This window comes from Shewanella sp. GD04112 (assembly GCF_029835735.1).
In the GTDB taxonomy this organism is placed as follows: Bacteria; Pseudomonadota; Gammaproteobacteria; order Enterobacterales; family Shewanellaceae; genus Shewanella.
In genome coordinates this window covers 38,890-58,609 of sequence record NZ_JAOEAL010000001.1, presented here as the reverse complement: position 1 = coordinate 58,609, position 19,720 = coordinate 38,890, and the positions used below count along the sequence as shown (strand labels likewise).

Sequence of the window (19,720 nt, the reverse complement as noted above, 5' to 3'; positions counted from 1 at the left end):
TCTGTATTGTCCAATTAAGGTGCTATCGACTAGGATTTCGCCTAACTCTCGACTATGTTTAAAAGTTAACCGAAAAAAAACTATCAATATAATCGAGCAAATTTTCATGATCTCGAAATCTAAATTTCTCTAACTCAGTAATTTTTACTTTTAATTTGTGAGCCACAATCCTTTGCACATTATCATATACATTAACAATCGACGTTATGCTTGTTTTATCCCTAACAGGTCCAGAGCTAAAGGAAATATTTTGTTCATTAAAATAAGGATACTCATCAGATTCAATTAACTTTCTTGTTATACATGCTGCTATATCATCTTCATCCAAAGCAATAATTGCATCTTTACTAACTAGTTTTGCTTTCTTATTTAATGTAGTAAATAATCTTCTGGAACGAATTTTCCCTTGATTAGTATTTGAATGGGCAACAATAATTACGTTTATTAAGTCTTCACCAATATCTGAACTTTCTTCTATTGCAGCTTTAATACCAGCTAATCTATGTTGACCGTCTAAAGCAAAAAATTTTTCTTTTTTTGTGACCGAGAGAAACCCTATACATTCTTCGGCATATTCAGGAAATTCTAGTTTTTTTGATTCTTCATTATTTGGTCGAAGGTTATCAACACCATGCCAATTTGGATCACCATCATAAACGGCAACCACTAATGAATTAAAGAACCTATCTTCATTATCAATTAAATAGTTTTTAATTTCCTGTGCTCGATCTTTATTAAGATCTCTCTGAATTTTGTCAGATAATTTTTCTATTTGATGGAGCTCATTAGCAAAACCAATGAGATCTCCTACATCAGTGAGCCTCATCATACAACTATAGGTTGTCCAACTACCTATATAACCTCTTAGACAAGGCAAAACGAGTCTTTTATCGCTCAAAGTCTTACACCTCGCAATAATGTCCTAACTTCTGCAGAAAAATCCATTTGGCAACATGGCGGAACAAAAACATCGGCTAAGATTCTCTCTACTGCAGATGTTGATTGACCATTTGGAATTGTTGCATAGTGATAAACAAGATGATCCGAAAAATGTTTAATGAGTTTTTTTACCCTGCATCTCCGATAATACCCTGATTTATTAACATAATCATAAAATCGATTTGCGATAGTGTTATTGGAATCTGTATCACCAGCTTTACCAACATACATAACATACGAATTGTCCGGTAGATTATTATTTTCAAAACTAACCATGAAAATATATACACCTTGTTGTTCTGGAAATGTATGATTTTGATGTTCATCATATTTAACTTTGACCCAATTTAAATCTGGTAATTCTTCGGATCTTTTCGCTAATGTAGGACAAAGCAAGAAAGGGAAACTGTTCTTAAAAAATCCTAAAAAAGCTTCTCGATGCTCATCTTCATCCAAATCGTCTATGGCATCATCGATATCTTCGTAAATACTTTCCACAAAAAATAATATCCTCATAATTTTTTCAAACACGATATTTTGACGTAGCTCATAACATTTGATTAGTGCGCATGCGCGTTTATCTCGTTGGACCAGTAAAAACGCGCACAGTTAACTATCTGTATGCAAAGAACTTATCAGCTTTCTGCCAAATACACCATCTGGAAAAACGCGCATGCGCGTTTTCCAAACCTATTAACTAAAATTCAGTTACTGTATTCACCTGATTTTATAGAGTTTTATTTATTTCGGATGGAATTAGTGCGCACTGATTTTGTCTAAAAATCATACCAAAACACCTAAATTTAAATACGATTGTATACCCATACATTGTTAGTCGCTTTACGTTAGGTCCAAACATTAGGTAAATGGATGAGACTTTGTATGGCAACAAGAGTAGGAATTTTCTATTGAGCCAACGAACCGAAACAAGGAATGAGGCAAAAGCCTTTAGCCAGATGAACAGTTCAATGGTCGTTAAAATTGCCATTGTTGCAACAGTGGCCGTTGGCGGCATTTACACTTCCATGTATTGCAGATGCCGCCGTCGAGCCTATAGGGATACTTCTTGTAAAATAAAAGGGCGGCGTGTCACTGGGGAAACAGTGACAATGTATACAACGCCAACTGCCTTGAATTGTTATGTGCAGAAAACAAACTTAAATTTACGTATTCCACCGCGCTAGCTGAGAATTTCCCAATATAAATTCGATTTCATTTTGCGACAGTACATTTGCATCTTCAGATTCAAGCACTTTGATATCTAAATGACATCCCATATTGGCACAAAAGAACTGTACTATTTTCAATCTAAAACTAGTGAGTTCATTTACTTCTAACTCTTTGCTTGCGCTACTTAGCAACTTGAGAGCATCAACTCTTATACGGACGTATTCTTCATCAACCCAATGTTCATCTGAGTCATGCTTAAAATTGTTATGACAAGCGATTTCTAGTTCATTTAATTTTTCTAAATATTTCTTCAAACTTTATTGTTCCCAAACAAACTAAACCGCCCTACCAGCGGCGACGCCAGATGCCCAGGCCCATTGAAAATTAAACCCGCCTAACCAACCGCTGACATCCATCACTTCGCCGATAAAAAACAGGCCGGGGACTTTAATGGCTTCCATGGTTTTGGAGGACAGTTCATGGGTATCCACGCCGCCAAGTGTCACTTCGGCGGTGCGATAGCCTTCGGTGCCATTCATTAGTACTGTCCAGCGATGCAGATCCTCGACCAGCTTGGCGCGCTCGGCATGAACAAGCTGATTTAAGGCTTTGTTGAGTAAAGCCTCATCGAATAACACCTCCACCAGCCGCTTAGGTAACCACTGGCTTAAGGTATTACGCAGACTCTGTTTAGGATGTGCGGCCAGTTGTTGCTCTATGGCCTGTGCGGCATCCATATTGGGTAATAGATTGATTTCTATGGTTTCGCCCGCTTTCCAATAGTTGGAAATCTGCAAAATAGCGGGGCCAGATAAGCCTCTGTGGGTAAAGAGTAAGGCTTCGCTAAAGGCAGTGCCATCTTTGGCGGTAATGCGGCTCGGTACAGCAATGCCCGATAGCGGTTCGAAGCGAATTTTATCTTCGCTGTGCCAAGTAAAAGGCACCAGACCCGCGTGAGTTGGCAACACCTTAAGTCCAAACTGCTCGGCCAATTGATAGCCGTAAGGCGTGGCGCCAAGTTTTGGCATGGATAAACCGCCGGTGGCGATCACTAAGGAGTCGCAACTTAACTCGCCATTTGAGGTGTTTAGCTCAAAGCGGCCAGCCTCGGTTTTGCTCACTGCCAGAATATCGGTGCGAAGTTTAATGCTCACACCCGCCCACTCACATTCGGTCAGCAGCATAGTAACTATCTCTTTGGCCGAGTCATTACAGAACAGCTGGCCATGGTCGCGCTCGTGGTATTCAATGCCGTGGCGCTCAACCAGTTCGATAAACTGCTGCGATGGATAACGCGCCAAGGCGGATTTTACAAAGTGCGGGTTACCACTGATAAAGTTGGCGGGTTCGACTTTAAGGTTGGTAAAGTTACAACGGCCGCCACCGCTGATGAGGATTTTACGCCCAGCCTGCTTGGCATTATCGAGTACAAGTACATCACGACCTCGGTAACCCGCTGTTGCAGCACACATTAATCCTGCGGCGCCGGCTCCGATAATAATTACATCATGATGTTTCACACTCATACTCCAGTCGATAAATTGATTTGGCTATTGCCCATCATCCCAAATAGTTCAAAGACTGAGTTACGCTATTGGTCTTCGATATTGGGGTAGATATTTCGCGTTCAGCATCCAACCTTAATGGATACGGCCAATGCCGACAGCTGCCTGTCACATTAAGGCGATGGCGATCGGACATAAATCCCCTCTTTCACCATCTGACCTCCAAGGATGGAGGAAATGTCCTTGATGTAGGGAACATCAAGGGCCATGGCGCTCGGGGATACTTCTTGCACCAGAAGTCCATGTATAAAAAAGGGCGCTATTTTAGCACCCTTTATTTTATTCAGCATCATCACGGCTCGCGCTTTATTGCGCTGGCGTTTCTGATTTCTTTTCTCTGCTGAGCAGTTCTTTGGCGGCATCCAAGGGCGCTTTGCCTTGGTATAACACTTGGTAGATTTGCTCGGTGATCGGCATTTCGACGCCCATGCGCTTCGCCAGCGTAAACACTTCTTTAGTATTGCGATAACCTTCAACCACTTGGCCGATTTCGGCCTGAGCGGTATCCACATCGCAGCCTTTACCTAAGGCTAAACCAAAGCGGCGGTTACGGGATTGGTTGTCGGTACAAGTCAACACAAGGTCGCCTAATCCAGCCATCCCCATAAAGGTGGCAGTGCTGGCGCCTAAGGCTTCGCCTAAGCGGGTTAACTCGACTAAACCGCGGGTAATTAACGCCGTTCTGGCATTAGCACCAAAGCCAATACCGTCGGACATGCCCGCGCCAATGGCGATAACGTTCTTCACCGCGCCGCCTAATTGCAGGCCGATAAAGTCGTCATTAGCGTAAACACGTAAACGTTTAGGGCTGTGCAGCAATTCCACTAGCTCAGCGGTAAATTTAGGACAGGTGCCCGCAACCGAAATCGCCGTAGGTAACCCCATGGCTAATTCCTTCGCGAACGTCGGCCCTGACAATACCGCCAGCGGATATTGCTCGCCTAACACATCACGGGCCACATCTTGCAGCAAACGTCCGGTTTCAGGCTCGAGTCCTTTGGTTGCCCATACGATGCGAGCATCTTGGCGTAACAAAGGTTTTGCTTGGGCCAATACCGAGCCAAACACATGGCTAGGTACCACAACCAGCACATTATTGCTGGCCGCTAAGGCTTTGGCTAAATCGGCTTCGATATGTAAACACTCGGGGAAGGCAATACCAGGCAGGAATGCTTGGTTGCATTTGTCCTGAGCGAGCGTTTGCATATGGGCAGGATCGTGCCCCCACAACAAGGTCTTATGACCATTGCTGGCTAAAGAGATGGCAAGGGCGGTGCCATAAGAGCCCGCCCCTAACACCGTGATATCGGCAGAGTTTTTCATGTAATTAAGCGTTAGCTTCTTCGGCTGCTGGTGCAGCTGCTGCGGCTTGACGTTGTTGCACGTATTGTGCGAACAGAGCGTCGAAGTTTACTGGTGCTAAGTTCAGTTGTGGGAAAGTACCACGACCCACTAAGCTACCTACAGCTTCACGCGCATATGGGAATAGGATGTTAGGGCAGTATGCACCTAATGAGTGAGCCAGTTGTGGCTCAGTCAGACCTGCGATTGAGAAGATACCTGCTTGTTGTACTTCACACAGGAATGCAGTTTCGCCAGCGTTTTGTGCAGTCACAGTCAAAGACAGAACCACTTCGTATACGTCGTCGGCTAATTTAGCGCTGCGAGTGTCTAAATCTAACTTAACTTCTGGATTCCATTCTTTTTGGAATACAGCTGGGCTGTTAGGTGTTTCGAAAGAAACATCTTTAGTGTAAACACGTTGGATGTTGAATTGTGGGGCTTGTTGTTCGTTGTTTGCTACTTCAGCCATAATTTCCTACCTATCCTATCAATGTTATGCCAACACTTATCTGGTTGGCTTTTTTGTCTATTTAGCTGGGCTTATGCTTTGATGCCTGAATGAGATCTCAGTACCGTCCCAACGTTCCCTTAACGGGGTACTTTTGAAGTCAATCTAAATACTTAATTTAAGCCCTTAGTGACCACAGGATTAGTATGCCAAACAATGATGACGCAACTGCTGCACAATCAGTTAACTATGCAGCACAGCGCATAACTGCCGCCGACAACTTATCTTTTGCTTTTTGAAACAGGCATATTCGCTGCCTGCCATTCACCCATACCACCTTTCAAGTTATATAGGTTTTCAAAACCTTGTTTACTTAAAAGCTGAGCCGCTTGAGACGAGGTCATGCCAGCATTGCATACCAGTATAATGGGACTGTCTTTGAACTTTTCAAGGGCTGAAACCTGATTATTTTTGATATCCGCGAGCGTAACGTTAACTGCATCAACAATATGGCCCTTACGGAACTCGTCATTTGAACGCACATCCACGACTTTAGCGTCTTGTCTGTTCACCATAGTGGTGAGTTCTTGATGAGTGACATTTTTGATTTTAGAGAAGCTCGATTTGATCACACTGACCACAAGCATTACAAACAAACCCACCCAAGCCAGACTTAGCATAGTGTGAGCCTTAAAAAATTCGATATATTCTTGCATGGTTACAGCCCGTATAAATGGCGAAAAATTCGATAAGGGCACAGAGTATACCCATTGCCTTGGCAGATTGCAGCAGTTTAGTCACAGTTCTAGAACACAGCTCGGCCCTTGCGCCATCTCGCTTCTCTTGGCGCTCACAGAATCGGCTCAAATAGCGATTCGATGACCTTAATCTAGGTAAAGCGCTTTTTCGTACCCCGCTTACGTAGTAATATTTAACCAATTTCAGATTTCTTTAGCTTCCTTAAACTTTAAAGGTATCACCATGACGACAACTAAACGTCCAATCGCGTTGTTGATCCTCGATGGCTGGGGTTACCGTGAAAATACGCATATGAATGCGATTTACCACGCCAACACACCAGTACTCGACCGTCTCAACGCCCAATATGCCCACGGTTTAATTTCAGGTTCAGGCTTAGATGTAGGTTTGCCCGATGGGCAGATGGGGAACTCTGAAGTAGGCCATATCAACTTAGGTTCTGGCCGAATTGTTTACCAAGAGCTGACCCGCATCAGCAAAGCCATTGCAGATCATGAGTTTGAACAAAACCCAGCCCTTTGCGATGCCGTCGATGCTGCCGTCAACGCCGGTGGTGCAGTGCACATTATGGGCCTGCTCTCTCCCGGTGGCGTACACAGCCATGAAGAGCATATCGAAGCTATGTGCCGTATGGCGGTAGCGCGCGGTGCCACTAAAGTGTACTTACATGCCTTCTTAGATGGTCGCGATACCCCACCTCGCAGCGCCAAAGGCAGCCTAAGCCACTTTGATGATCTGTTTACTACATTGGGCCATGGCCGTATCGCCTCGATTATTGGTCGTTACTTTGCCATGGACCGCGATAACCGTTGGGACCGCGTGTCTCAGGCTTACTCACTGATCACCCAAGGCAAGGCGAAGTTCCAATACGATAACGCCGTGACCGCGTTAGAAGCCGCTTATGACCGTGATGAAAACGATGAGTTTGTGTCGTCTTCTGCCATTACCGATAGCGAAGGCAAGGTTGCCAGCTTGAACGATGGCGACGCGCTGATTTTCATGAACTTCCGCGCCGACCGTGCTCGTCAAATCACCCGCAGCTTTATCAATGCCGATTTCGACGGTTTTGAACGTGCGGTGACGCCAAAGGTTAACTTTGTAACGCTGACCGAATACGCGGCCGATATCAAGGCGCCTATCGCTTATCCTTCTGAAAACCTAGTGAATACCTTAGGTGAAGTGCTGCAAAATCGTGGCCGTACTCAGTTACGAATCTCCGAAACTGAAAAATACGCCCATGTGACCTTCTTCTTCAACGGCGGTAAGGAAGAGCCATTCAACGGTGAAGATCGCATCCTGATCAACTCACCTAAAGTGGCAACCTACGACTTGCAGCCTGAGATGAGCTCAACCGAGCTGACGGATAAGTTAGTCGCGGCGATTGAATCCGCTAAATACGATGTGATTATCTGTAACTACCCGAACGGTGATATGGTGGGTCATACTGGCAACTTCGATGCGGCGGTTAAAGCCTGCGAAGCTGTCGATGCCTGTATCGGCCGCGTAGTCGATGCGCTGGCGAAAGTGGGTGGCGAATGTATTATTACCGCCGACCACGGCAACGCCGAGCAGATGACCGACGAGACCACAGGCCAAGCCCATACGGCGCATACCAGTGAACTCGTGCCCTTTGTGTTTGTTGGCCGTGACGCCACCATAGACGAAGGCGGTAAACTGAGCGATGTCGCCCCAACGATTCTGCACCTGATGGGTGAAACCATTCCCGCAGAGATGGCGGGTAAGCCCTTAATCCACGTAAAAGAGTAGTTGTTACCTAGTGAGCACTCGACTCCCCGTTAAAGCCAGCATTATTGCTGGCTTTATGATGTTATCTTTCTCGGTCTACGCTTCTGATTTGGAGAAGCGTCAGTCCGAGTTGAAATCCATCCAAGCGCAGATAAACCAACAACAAAGCGCGCTCAAAAACACCAGTAAACAGCGGGAAAAGTTACTCGCTCTGCTGCGTAGCGATGAAGAGGCGATTGCGGCGGCAGCCAAAAAGGTCAATAGCACCAAAAACAGTTTGGCGCAGATTGATACTAAGCTCGCCGAACTCAAACAACGCCAAGAAGAGTTAGAAACCCTCAAGGTCAGCCAGCAAAAAACGCTCTCAAAACAACTCTCGAGCGCCTATCTTGCCGGTAACCACGATTACACTAAGATGATGCTGAATCAGCAGAGTCCCGCCACGATTGAGCGGATGTTGGCCTATTACCAATACCTCAACAAGGCACGCATGAACTCGATTAACGAGTTAAAAAAAACCATCACCGAACTAGATGAAATTAAAGTCTCGCAAACCAGCAAGCAAAAACAATTAACTAAGCTGATGGCCGAGCAACAAGTGCAATCTAAGCGCTTGAACCAAGAACAAGATCAACGCCAGCTAACCCTAAAAGAATTACAGCGCACCCTGAATACCAAGGGTGCCGAACTCGAACAACTGCAAATCGAAGAGGCCAGCTTAAAACGAGTGGTTGAGCAAGCGCTCAAGGCGATGCGTGATAACCCCTCGATGGAAGGCTTCGATAAACAAGGCGGAAAACTCAAGTGGCCAACTAAAGGCCGTGTCAGTGCCAGCTTTGGCAGCCCGAGATCCGGCCAAGTGGTGTGGAAAGGCACTATGCTATCAGCACCCGAAGGGCAAAATATTCGCGCAGTTTCCGGCGGTAAGGTCATTTATGCCGACTGGCTTAAAGGCTTTGGTATGGTGATGGTGATAGACCATGGCAAAGGTTATATGAGCCTCTACGGCCATGCGCAGGCCCTGTTAAAAAGCCCTGGGGATATGGTCAAAGCCGGTGAAGCGATTGCTTTAGTCGGACGTTCGGGTGGACAGACAGAGCCTGGCCTATACTTTGAAATAAGGTATAAGGGGCAAGCGGTCGATCCAGCCAAGTACTGTCGTTAATCAGTACTGTTGCTAAGGTGGCCGTCCCCATCAACACAGGGGACGGCTATGAAACAACTAATCCGCAATATCGTCTGCCTTGGACTCGGCCTAAGCCTAGGCCTGTCCATTAGCCTCTCCAGCCAAGAGAATGCCAAGTCATATCAGAGTGACTTCGACTACCCACTATTGCAGGATGTATTAGAAACGGTCGAAACCTATTACGTTAAAATCGTTTCCAAAGATGAGCTAGTGCAAGCCGCCATTAAAGGGATCTTTGAGCATTTAGATCCCTATTCCAGCTTTTTAAATCACCAAGAGTTACTCGACTTAAAAGACTCCAATCGGGGCGAATACTTCGGCTTTGGCTTTGAGGTCGCCAGCGATAAAGACCATATCAGCATTATCGCGCCCTTCGCCAATTCCCCCGCCGAACAGGCCGGTATCCAAGCGGGCGATATTATTATCAAGCTGAATAACACGCCAACAACTGAAACCAATCTTGCGGATATCCTCAATCAAATCAAACAGCATAGTCTGAGTAATCAGAGTATTCACCTCACCCTGAAGCACCATAATGATGACGCTCTGTTCGAGGTATCACTCAAACCCAGTACCATCACCATTCAATCTGTCACTAGCAAATTACTGGATGGCAATATCGGCTACATTAGGCTCAGTAGCTTCCAAGAGAACTCCACCGAGGATATGGTGCGCAGTTTAAGCCAGTGGCAAAACGCGCATCTCACGGGCTTGATATTAGATTTACGCAATAATCCCGGCGGCTTGCTGGATCAGGCAATCAAAATTGCTGACCTCTTTTTAGCGAAGGGCCGAATCGTCTCGACCTCTGGCCGCTTCTTCGATGCCAATTCCGACTATTACGCCTCGCCCCAAACCATGTTGACCAATGTGCCTATGTTAGTGCTGATCAATAAAGGCTCGGCCTCCGCCTCCGAAGTGCTCGCCGCCGCCCTGCAGGAAAATGGCCGCGCCAAACTGCTCGGCGAAACCAGCTTCGGCAAAGGCACAGTGCAAAGCCTAATCCCCATACTGAACGACGGTAATGCCATTAAGCTCACCATTGCCCAGTACAACACGCCCAGAGGGGAAAACATTCACAATATCGGCATAGTGCCCGACATTAAAGTTGCGAGCGAAACTGGCTCCAATCAAAAGAATATGGCTATAATCGACGCCATCTCAGCACGAACCGATGTCAGCCAAGACAGCCTAGTGACCTCTGCTATCGCTTGGATGCGACATCATGACTAATAAGAAGAAATAGTGCGTCTATTTTACATATTGACCCTTTGGGCCCTGTGCATTGCACCAAGCAATGCGGCTCAAATTGCCCTGATCATCGATGATATTGGCTACCGCCACACCGACGAAGCCGTGCTGTCACTCCCCAGCGCAGTCACCTTGTCGGTGCTGCCACACACACCGCTCAGCAATAAATTAGCCAAAGCCGCGCATGCCAAAGGCCACGAGATTATGCTGCACTTACCCATGCAGGCACTCAATGGTAAAGCCTTAGGTGTTGGTGGTTTAACGAATAATATGAGCGAAGCACAAATCCGTAGCAGTGTACTTGCAGCCATCGCCAGTGTGCCCTTTGCTAAAGGCGCCAACAATCATATGGGAAGCCTGCTAACGCAGCTCGATGATCCTATGCTATGGGTGATGGAAACGCTAAAGCAGAAGCAGCTCTACTTTGTCGACAGCATGACAACCAAGTTTACTAAGGCAGGAGATAAAGCAGATTTACTTGGCGTGCCACTGCTACGGCGCCAACTCTTTCTCGATAATGACGTCAGTGCCGCAGCGCTGGAAAAACAATTTAATCTGATGATAAGTCAGGCTCACTCGCAAGGCAGTCTGGTGGCTATCGCCCATCCTTACCCCGAAACCATTCACTTCTTAAAAACGAACTTAGCGCGCCTAAAGGCGGAAGGGATTGAGCTAGTGCCGACATCAAACTTGTTGCCCATCGAACTAGCCCATGAGAAAGGCGCTAATCCAACTGTAAGACAGAAATAGTCATATCTGGCAGCAGTGCCAGCAGCTCATTTCGATTGCTAACAATGTCTTGCAGGCTGTATTGATCGAGCACATTTAAATACGCCTCAACGGCTTGGGCTAATACGCCCTTCAACTGACAGGCTGGAGTGAAGCGGCAGTAAGGTTTGCTGCAATCAATCGGTGCCAGAGAGTTCTCTAAAGCACGGATCAGTTGCCCAAGGTTAATTTCGCTCGCTGGTTTACCTAAACGAAATCCGCCCATTTTGCCGCGTATGGTTTCCAGATAACCCAACTTGCCTAAGTGGTGCACAATCTTCGAGACATGATTTGGCGACAAATCGAAGACCTCGGTAATCTCTGCGATCCTAAAAAGGGTAGTTCTATCGGGCTGAACCGCCAGATACATCAGCGTGCGAACACCAAAGTCGGTATAGCGTGTTAACTGCATAATTCACCTGTCAGCAATAAACTATTGAGATGTTTGAGATTCAAGGTTTGTGATCAACCAGAGCGCCTCTTCGTTTGAATCCCCACAGACATCTAAAGACGCTTCAAAATCACTACAAACCGCAGGACGATCAGGCGAGCCGAAAATCAAACATAAATTGTCATCACTGAGCTGCACACAGCGCTCTCCAGCCGCCTTACCATTTGGCATACCAGGGATCCCACTGCTGATTGAAGGCGCAATACAGCAAGCACCGCAACCTAGACGACAATTCATTTTATTACTCGTAAAAATTGGTAAACATTATACCGTTTAATTTATCTGAGGGCAGAAACACAGTTCAATACTGCCAAGTGGCGCACAACCACCTCACCCACAAATGAAAAACTGACCTGTCCAGCCGTAAAAACTAGCAGTCTATCATAAAGAAAACCGCTAAACCCTTTTAATAAAAAGAGTGGTTTCAGAATAACTTACATAAACGAGGCTGAGTAAAACACCGCTGAAAATGAGTCTGAGTAGATTTATCCAGCGTATAAACGAAAAAAGCCTCATCTTTCGATGAGGCTTATCTCTTTATGTTGGCGGAGCGGACGGGACTCGAACCCGCGACCCCCGGCGTGACAGGCCGGTATTCTAACCAACTGAACTACCGCTCCAACTCTGTCTGGTCATTGACCAAATTAGGCGCTTGGCGATGACCTACTCTCACATGGGGAGACCCCACACTACCATCGGCGCGATTGCGTTTCACTTCTGAGTTCGGGATGGGATCAGGTGGGACCACAATGCTATTGTCACCAAGCAAATTTGTTATTCACTACCCGTTTTATCTTGATGCAGGCAGTAAATTAAATTCGGAAAGCTGCTTTGAGTGTCACTTCTTAAGTGTTTGTATTCTATCTAAGTACTGTACGACCTCCAGGGTAGGAGGAAGTACTGGAAAATGTCTGGAACATTTTCAGTAAAACCCATCTGGGTTGTATGGTTAAGCCTCTCGAGTCATTAGTATCAGTTAGCTCAACGCCTCACAACGCTTACACACCTGACCTATCAACGTCCTAGTCTCGAACGGCTCTTTAGTGGACTTATAGTCCAAGGGATGACTCATCTTGGGGCTCGCTTCCCGCTTAGATGCTTTCAGCGGTTATCGATTCCGAACATAGCTACCGGGCAATGCCATTGGCATGACAACCCGAACACCAGCGGTTCGTTCACTCCGGTCCTCTCGTACTAGGAGCAACTCCCCTCAATCATCCAACGCCCACGGCAGATAGGGACCGAACTGTCTCACGACGTTCTGAACCCAGCTCGCGTACCACTTTAAATGGCGAACAGCCATACCCTTGGGACCGACTTCAGCCCCAGGATGTGATGAGCCGACATCGAGGTGCCAAACACCGCCGTCGATATGAACTCTTGGGCGGTATCAGCCTGTTATCCCCGGAGTACCTTTTATCCGTTGAGCGATGGCCCTTCCATTCAGAACCACCGGATCACTATGACCTACTTTCGTACCTGCTCGACGTGTCTGTCTCGCAGTTAAGCTGGCTTATGCCATTGCACTAACCGTACGATGTCCGACCGTACTTAGCCAACCTTCGTGCTCCTCCGTTACTCTTTGGGAGGAGACCGCCCCAGTCAAACTACCCACCAGGCACTGTCCTTAACCCCGATTAGGGGCCCAAGTTAGAACATCAACACTACAAGGGTGGTATTTCAAGGACGACTCCACGAGAACTAGCGTTCCCGCTTCAAAGTCTCCCACCTATCCTACACATGTAGGGTCAATGTTCAGTGCCAAGCTATAGTAAAGGTTCACGGGGTCTTTCCGTCTAGCCGCGGGTATACGGCATCTTCACCGCAATTTCAACTTCACTGAGTCTCGGCTGGAGACAGCGTGGCCATCATTACGCCATTCGTGCAGGTCGGAACTTACCCGACAAGGAATTTCGCTACCTTAGGACCGTTATAGTTACGGCCGCCGTTTACCGGGGCTTCGATCATGAGCTTCTCTTGCGATAACCCAATCAATTAACCTTCCGGCACCGGGCAGGCGTCACACCGTATACGTCATCTTGCGATTTTGCACAGTGCTGTGTTTTTGATAAACAGTTGCAGCCACCTGGTATCTGCGACTGCCGTCAGCTTAGGGAGCAAGTCCCATCACCAACAGCAGCGTACCTTCTCCCGAAGTTACGGTACCATTTTGCCTAGTTCCTTCAGCCGAGTTCTCTCAAGCGCCTTGGTATTCTCTACCCGACCACCTGTGTCGGTTTGGGGTACGATTCCCGCTAACCTGAAGCTTAGAAGATTTTCCTGGAAGCATGGCATCAACTACTTCATCCCCTTGGGGACTCGTCATCAGCTCTCAGTGTATAGTGACCCGGATTTGCCTAAGTCACCCACCTACCACCTTAAACGCGGACTACCAACGCCGCGCTAGCCTAGCCTTCTCCGTCTCTCCATCGCAGTTAGCGGAAGTACAGAAATATTAATCTGTTTCCCATCGACTACGCCTTTCGGCCTCGCCTTAGGGGTCGACTCACCCTGCCCCGATTAACGTTGGACAGGAACCCTTGGTCTTTCGGCGAGGGGGTTTTTCACCCCCTTTATCGTTACTCATGTCAGCATTCGCACTTCTGATACCTCCAGCGTGGGTTACCCCTTCACCTTCAACGGCTTACAGAACGCTCCTCTACCGCGCAACCCTAATGGATTGCACCCGTAGCTTCGGTGGTATGTTTAGCCCCGTTACATCTTCCGCGCAGGCCGACTCGACTAGTGAGCTATTACGCTTTCTTTAAATGATGGCTGCTTCTAAGCCAACATCCTAGCTGTCTAAGCCTTCCCACATCGTTTCCCACTTAACATACACTTTGGGACCTTAGCTGACGGTCTGGGTTGTTTCCCTTTTGACGACGGACGTTAGCACCCGCCGTCTGTCTCCCGGATAGCACTCTTTGGTATTCGGAGTTTGCAAAGGGTTGGTAAGTCGGGATGACCCCCTAGCCTTAACAGTGCTCTACCCCCAAAGGTGTTCGTCCGAGGCGCTACCTAAATAGCTTTCGAGGAGAACCAGATATCTCCCGGTTTGATTGGCCTTTCACCCCCAGCCACAAGTCATCCGCTAATTTTTCAACATTAGTCGGTTCGGTCCTCCAGTTGATGTTACTCAACCTTCAACCTGCCCATGGCTAGATCACCGGGTTTCGGGTCTACGCCTTGCAACTAAACGCGCAGTTAACACTCGGTTTCCCTACGGCTCCGCTATTCGCTTAACCTCGCTACAAAACGTAAGTCGCTGACCCATTATACAAAAGGTACGCAGTCACGGTCTCAAGAACCGCTCCCACTGCTTGTACGTATACGGTTTCAGGTTCTATTTCACTCCCCTCACAGGGGTTCTTTTCGCCTTTCCCTCACGGTACTGGTTCACTATCGGTCAGTCAGGAGTATTTAGCCTTGGAGGATGGTCCCCCCATATTCAAACAGGATATCACGTGTCCCGCCTTACTCGTTTTCATCAAAGGTTAGTTTTCGTGTACGGGGCTATCACCCTGTGCCGCTGGACTTTCCAGACCATTCCACTAACACCCCTCTGACTTAAGGGCTAATCCCCGTTCGCTCGCCGCTACTAGGGGAATCTCGGTTGATTTCTTTTCCTAAGGGTACTTAGATGTTTCAGTTCCCCTCGTTTGCCTCACTACACTATGTATTCATGCAGTGATAACAGCTTATGCTGCTGGGTTCCCCCATTCGGACATCGTTAGCTCAAATGCTTGTTACTAGCTCGCCAACGCTTTTCGCAAGTTACTACGTCCTTCATCGCCTCTGACTGCCAAGGCATCCACCGTATACGCTTAGTCGCTTAACCATACAACCCAAATGAGTTTCACATCACTTGCGCTGTTGCGACCAGCTGGTTTTACTTGTCTCATCTTCGACCAAGAAGATGGACTCGCCTTAGACTTGAATATTCAAGACACTTAAAAAGTGTTTTAAGAACTCAATTTTTTCGTATTAACACAACGACAGACATCATTGTATTAATTACTATCAGCTTTCCAAATTGTTAAAGAACAATGCTTACCGGCTCGCGGTGCATTTCGCTCTCCCTTCCCTTTCGAGAAGTTCAACAAGCCATCTGTGTGAACACTCAACAAACATCGAGTTAGTCGTATAGGTAAGGAGGTGATCCAGCCCCAGGTTCCCCTAGGGCTACCTTGTTACGACTTCACCCCAGTCATGAACCACAAAGTGGTGAGCGCCCTCCCGAAGGTTAAGCTACCCACTTCTTTTGCAGCCCACTCCCATGGTGTGACGGGCGGTGTGTACAAGGCCCGGGAACGTATTCACCGTGGCATTCTGATCCACGATTACTAGCGATTCCGACTTCATGGAGTCGAGTTGCAGACTCCAATCCGGACTACGACGAGCTTTGTGAGATTAGCTCCACCTCGCGGCTTTGCAACCCTCTGTACTCGCCATTGTAGCACGTGTGTAGCCCTACTCGTAAGGGCCATGATGACTTGACGTCGTCCCCACCTTCCTCCGGTTTATCACCGGCAGTCTCCCTAGAGTTCCCGCCATTACGCGCTGGCAAATAAGGATAGGGGTTGCGCTCGTTGCGGGACTTAACCCAACATTTCACAACACGAGCTGACGACAGCCATGCAGCACCTGTCTCAGAGTTCCCGAAGGCACTAAGCTATCTCTAGCGAATTCTCTGGATGTCAAGAGTAGGTAAGGTTCTTCGCGTTGCATCGAATTAAACCACATGCTCCACCGCTTGTGCGGGCCCCCGTCAATTCATTTGAGTTTTAACCTTGCGGCCGTACTCCCCAGGCGGTCTACTTAATGCGTTAGCTTGAGAGCCCAGTGTTCAAGACACCAAACTCCGAGTAGACATCGTTTACGGCGTGGACTACCAGGGTATCTAATCCTGTTTGCTCCCCACGCTTTCGTGCCTGAGCGTCAGTCTTTGTCCAGGGGGCCGCCTTCGCCACCGGTATTCCTCCAGATCTCTACGCATTTCACCGCTACACCTGGAATTCTACCCCCCTCTACAAGACTCTAGTTTGCCAGTTCGAAATGCAATTCCCAGGTTGAGCCCGGGGCTTTCACATCTCGCTTAACAAACCGCCTGCGCACGCTTTACGCCCAGTAATTCCGATTAACGCTTGGACCCTCCGTATTACCGCGGCTGCTGGCACGGAGTTAGCCGGTCCTTCTTCTGTAGGTAACGTCACAGCTGCAAGGTATTAACTTACAACCTTTCCTCCCTACTGAAAGTGCTTTACAACCCGAAGGCCTTCTTCACACACGCGGCATGGCTGCATCAGGGTTTCCCCCATTGTGCAATATTCCCCACTGCTGCCTCCCGTAGGAGTCTGGGCCGTGTCTCAGTCCCAGTGTGGCTGATCATCCTCTCAGAACAGCTAGGGATCGTCGCCTTGGTGAGCCATTACCTCACCAACTAGCTAATCCCACCTAGGTTCATCCAATCGCGAGAGGCCCGAAAGTCCCCCTCTTTCCCCCGTAGGGCGTATGCGGTATTAGCAGTCGTTTCCAACTGTTATCCCCCACGACTGGGCAGATCCCTAGGCATTACTCACCCGTCCGCCGCTCGCCACCTCAGGAGTAAACTCCCTTGTGCTGCCGCTCGACTTGCATGTGTTAGGCCTGCCGCCAGCGTTCAATCTGAGCCATGATCAAACTCTTCAATTAAAAGTTTTGTGAACCCTAAGGTTCGGCTCAATGAATTCTGATTTGTCGTTTCGACTCGAAAGTCAAAACAAACTGTACATATTGCTATGAACACTCATTCATTGATGTAAATTTTGATTACTCGCCAAACGGCAGAGTAATTTCGATTAACTCAACACCTGTGAGTGTCCACACAGATTTCTTGTTTAGATTGTTAAAGAGCATTTGACCATTCACTTCGCGTTACCGCTCAACGGGTCAGGGCTGCGTATTCTACGCATTTCCCTTGTCGCGTCAAGGCGTTTTTGCAAACTTCTTGATGCTTTCGAATCAACTGCACATTTTGCATTCGATTCGCACTGATACTGCGGTTGCTTTCGCTGTCTGCCGTGTCAGTGGATGCGCATTATAGGCAGCAGAACTTTTTGTGCAACCCCTAAATTGAAGATAATTAGCTTTTTTACGCTGTTCGTTGGATATTTGACCTGACCAGTCAGTTTTTAGCCTTTATAATGCGAAAAACCACTCAATTAGGGACTTTTTTATGTCAGGGCCACTCAGAACTTACCAAGGGATTCATCCACAACTCGGCGATAATGTGTATGTAGACCCAGCTTCGGTACTCGTTGGTGATATCGCTTTAGATACAGACGCCAGTATTTGGCCTATGGTGGCGGCGCGTGGTGACGTAAACCATATTCGTATTGGTAAGCGCTCCAATGTACAGGATGGCAGCATATTGCACGTGACCCGTAAATCCGCTTCTCGTCCTGAAGGTCATCCACTGATCATTGGTGATGATGTGACGATTGGACATAAGGCGATGCTGCATGGCTGCAAGGTTGGCAATCGTGTATTAGTCGGGATGGGCGCGATTATCCTCGACGGTGCCATATTAGAAGATGATGTGATTTTAGGTGCGGGTTCGTTAGTACCGCCAGGCAAGGTGTTGCAGAGCGGCTACTTATATGTCGGCAGTCCTGCGAAACAGGCGCGACCTTTAACCGAAGCGGAATTGAAGTTTTTACCCGAATCCGCAGATAACTATGTGCGCTTGAAAAACGAATACTTGGCAGAACCTCAGCCAGAGTAGTGTTTCTATTAAATTGGATGGCAGTGTTTAGGCTGCCATCTTGTTTATTTTGCTCTTAGCCTAAGTGCACTGCGCCAAACTCATCAAACTCTTCTGCTTCAATTAAGGCTTCTGCCATTTCTTCCGCATCGAATCGCACCGCATCAAATAGCGCTAACATGGCGGCCGCTTCATCGCTATTAGGCTGGGGCGAAAAGTCATTTAACTGCGCCAGCTTCTGCGCGCTGATATAGCACTTAATATTCATTCCCTGCTGCTGGGCAATAAAGCAAATGTGTTTTTGGGTTTCATCCCAATGTTGCAGATCGGGGAATAAAATACTCTGATTCATCTTATCTTCCTCTTGAGCCTCTATTGCGCGTCGGCCTGCAGTTTGTCCCTGAGCAATTTAAGCACTCCTGAGGTATCTGGCTCTACGCCACGCCAGAGTGCAAAACTCTTCGCCGCTTGACCGACAAGCATACCCAGCCCATCAATCACTTGTGCTGCGCCCTGTTGCAAAGCCCATTGATTAAATGCCGTTGGTTTGGCGCCATACATCATATCGTAGCAAGCCGTTTTGTTGCCTATGATGGACTGTGGTAGTGGCGGTAACTCTCCCGCTAGACTCGCTGAGGTCGAGTTAATCACTAAATCGAACTCACCCGACAACTCTGGCATCGACATCGCCTGGAGTTTATCGCTGTAGCGCCCCTCTTGTACTTGGCTAAAAATATCCACTAAGGCCTGCGCCTTACTTTGAGTGCGGTTAGTGATGACTAGTTGACCCACTTCAGCCTTAAGCAATGGCAAGATACAGCCGCGCGCCGCGCCACCAGCCCCCACCAAGAGCACCCGCTTATGCTGCAAACTGCCGAGATGGCGAATAAGATCGGCCACCAGCCCCAAACCATCGGTGTTATCACCATAAATAGTGCCATCGGCCAACAAGCTTAGGGTATTGACCGCCCCCGCCAGCGTCGCTTCGGCACTAAGGCTGTCGCAGAGAGCAAAGGCTTGCTCTTTAAAGGGAACTGTCACATTCGCGCCCTTTCCTCCCGCCTGAAAAAATGCTCGTAAACTCGCTTCAAAACCATCGATGGGCGCCAGAATCGCTTCATAACTCAAAGGCTGCTGCGTAAGGGACGCAAACTGTCCATGGATAAAGGGCGATTTACTGTGACCTATCGGATTGCCAAACACGGCATATCGTTCTGGCATAGTTACTGAGGGCATATCTGTCATCTGCGGGATTCTATTGGCTGTGAGTGGCTTGCAGTCTAGCGTGCTTTTGGGCGGTAGCACAGCTTAATGGTGAGTCTAAGTTGTTGTACCTGACTTTAGCCTTCTG

16 protein-coding genes, 1 tRNA gene and 3 rRNA genes are annotated in these 19,720 nt (G+C 47.7%); 5 read left to right on the top strand and 15 right to left on the bottom strand.

From position 1 onward, the window contains the following. Positions 1–58 precede the first annotated feature (58 nt). From N7386_RS00270 to N7386_RS00240, 7 genes are all read right to left on the bottom strand, one after another. Positions 59–898 (bottom strand): DNA sulfur modification protein DndB, encoded by an 840-nt coding sequence (locus N7386_RS00270; protein WP_279766715.1) that lies wholly within the window; start codon positions 896–898, stop codon positions 59–61. Then, positions 895–1,437, bottom strand: a complete 543-nt coding sequence (locus N7386_RS00265; protein ID WP_208145254.1) for a hypothetical protein — start codon at positions 1,435–1,437, stop codon at positions 895–897. Before N7386_RS00265 ends, N7386_RS00270 begins: the two co-directional genes overlap by 4 nt. 665 nt (positions 1,438–2,102) lie before the next feature. Continuing rightward, positions 2,103–2,423 (bottom strand): hypothetical protein, encoded by a 321-nt coding sequence (locus tag N7386_RS00260; RefSeq protein ID WP_089066613.1) that lies wholly within the window; start codon positions 2,421–2,423, stop codon positions 2,103–2,105. A 21-nt stretch (positions 2,424–2,444) separates the two neighbouring features. After that, entirely contained in the window at positions 2,445–3,629 is a 1,185-nt protein-coding gene (locus tag N7386_RS00255) for an NAD(P)/FAD-dependent oxidoreductase (RefSeq protein ID WP_279766714.1), read from the bottom strand. A gap of 351 nt (positions 3,630–3,980) precedes the next feature. After that, positions 3,981–4,997, bottom strand: coding sequence for an NAD(P)H-dependent glycerol-3-phosphate dehydrogenase (gene gpsA / locus N7386_RS00250; protein ID WP_011620883.1), 1,017 nt, complete (start codon positions 4,995–4,997; stop codon positions 3,981–3,983). A gap of 4 nt (positions 4,998–5,001) precedes the next feature. Continuing rightward, on the bottom strand, positions 5,002–5,487 hold the full coding sequence (gene secB, locus N7386_RS00245) for a protein-export chaperone SecB (protein ID WP_011620882.1): 486 nt from the start codon (positions 5,485–5,487) through the stop codon (positions 5,002–5,004). Between the two features lie 260 nt (positions 5,488–5,747). Further along, positions 5,748–6,182 (bottom strand): rhodanese-like domain-containing protein, encoded by a 435-nt coding sequence (locus N7386_RS00240; protein ID WP_279766713.1) that lies wholly within the window; start codon positions 6,180–6,182, stop codon positions 5,748–5,750. 265 nt (positions 6,183–6,447) lie between these two features. Here N7386_RS00240 and gpmM point away from each other — a divergent pair, with 265 nt between their 5' ends. From gpmM to N7386_RS00220, 4 genes are read left to right on the top strand one after another with little or no spacing between them, the layout of a single operon-like run. Further along, positions 6,448–7,992, top strand: coding sequence for a 2,3-bisphosphoglycerate-independent phosphoglycerate mutase (gpmM, locus tag N7386_RS00235; RefSeq protein WP_279766711.1), 1,545 nt, complete (start codon positions 6,448–6,450; stop codon positions 7,990–7,992). A 10-nt stretch (positions 7,993–8,002) separates the two neighbouring features. Then, positions 8,003–9,136 (top strand): peptidoglycan DD-metalloendopeptidase family protein, encoded by a 1,134-nt coding sequence (locus N7386_RS00230; protein WP_279766710.1) that lies wholly within the window; start codon positions 8,003–8,005, stop codon positions 9,134–9,136. A gap of 48 nt (positions 9,137–9,184) precedes the next feature. Next, entirely contained in the window at positions 9,185–10,390 is a 1,206-nt protein-coding gene (locus N7386_RS00225) for a S41 family peptidase (RefSeq protein WP_279766709.1), read from the top strand. Between the two features lie 12 nt (positions 10,391–10,402). Beyond that, a complete protein-coding gene (locus tag N7386_RS00220) occupies positions 10,403–11,158 on the top strand; it encodes a divergent polysaccharide deacetylase family protein (protein WP_279766708.1) in 756 nt (251 codons plus the stop codon). Here the strand turns inward: N7386_RS00220 and N7386_RS00215 are convergent. From N7386_RS00215 to N7386_RS00190, 6 genes are all read right to left on the bottom strand, one after another. Continuing rightward, positions 11,133–11,588 (bottom strand): Rrf2 family transcriptional regulator, encoded by a 456-nt coding sequence (locus tag N7386_RS00215; protein WP_011620877.1) that lies wholly within the window; start codon positions 11,586–11,588, stop codon positions 11,133–11,135. The genes N7386_RS00220 and N7386_RS00215 overlap by 26 nt on opposite strands. A gap of 21 nt (positions 11,589–11,609) precedes the next feature. Continuing rightward, complete coding sequence (locus tag N7386_RS00210) at positions 11,610–11,864, bottom strand: YkgJ family cysteine cluster protein (RefSeq protein ID WP_011624688.1); 255 nt, start codon at positions 11,862–11,864, stop codon at positions 11,610–11,612. A 306-nt stretch (positions 11,865–12,170) separates the two neighbouring features. Then, positions 12,171–12,247 (bottom strand) — tRNA-Asp (locus tag N7386_RS00205). Positions 12,248–12,277: 30 nt separating this feature from the next. Beyond that, positions 12,278–12,393 (bottom strand): 5S ribosomal RNA (gene rrf, locus N7386_RS00200). A 179-nt stretch (positions 12,394–12,572) separates the two neighbouring features. Next, positions 12,573–15,465 (bottom strand): 23S ribosomal RNA (locus N7386_RS00195). 310 nt (positions 15,466–15,775) lie between these two features. Next, positions 15,776–17,318: ribosomal RNA gene (locus N7386_RS00190) — 16S ribosomal RNA — on the bottom strand. The 16S, 23S and 5S rRNA genes sit together here with 1 tRNA gene alongside, the layout of an rRNA operon. 523 nt (positions 17,319–17,841) lie before the next feature. Between N7386_RS00190 and N7386_RS00185 the strand changes: the two genes are divergently transcribed. Then, the gene (locus tag N7386_RS00185) at positions 17,842–18,390 is read left to right on the top strand and encodes a gamma carbonic anhydrase family protein (protein WP_086904512.1); all 549 of its coding nucleotides are present in this window, start codon (positions 17,842–17,844) and stop codon (positions 18,388–18,390) included. Positions 18,391–18,445: 55 nt separating this feature from the next. On the opposite strand, the gene N7386_RS00180 is transcribed toward N7386_RS00185, so the two are convergent. Both N7386_RS00180 and aroE read right to left on the bottom strand, forming a co-directional pair. After that, on the bottom strand, positions 18,446–18,721 hold the full coding sequence (locus tag N7386_RS00180) for a DUF1488 domain-containing protein (RefSeq protein WP_011620874.1): 276 nt from the start codon (positions 18,719–18,721) through the stop codon (positions 18,446–18,448). 20 nt (positions 18,722–18,741) lie between these two features. Next, positions 18,742–19,614 carry a shikimate dehydrogenase gene (gene aroE, locus N7386_RS00175; protein WP_279766706.1) on the bottom strand — a complete coding sequence of 291 codons (873 nt, stop codon included), beginning with the start codon at positions 19,612–19,614 and terminating at the stop codon, positions 18,742–18,744. Positions 19,615–19,720: the final 106 nt, after the last annotated feature.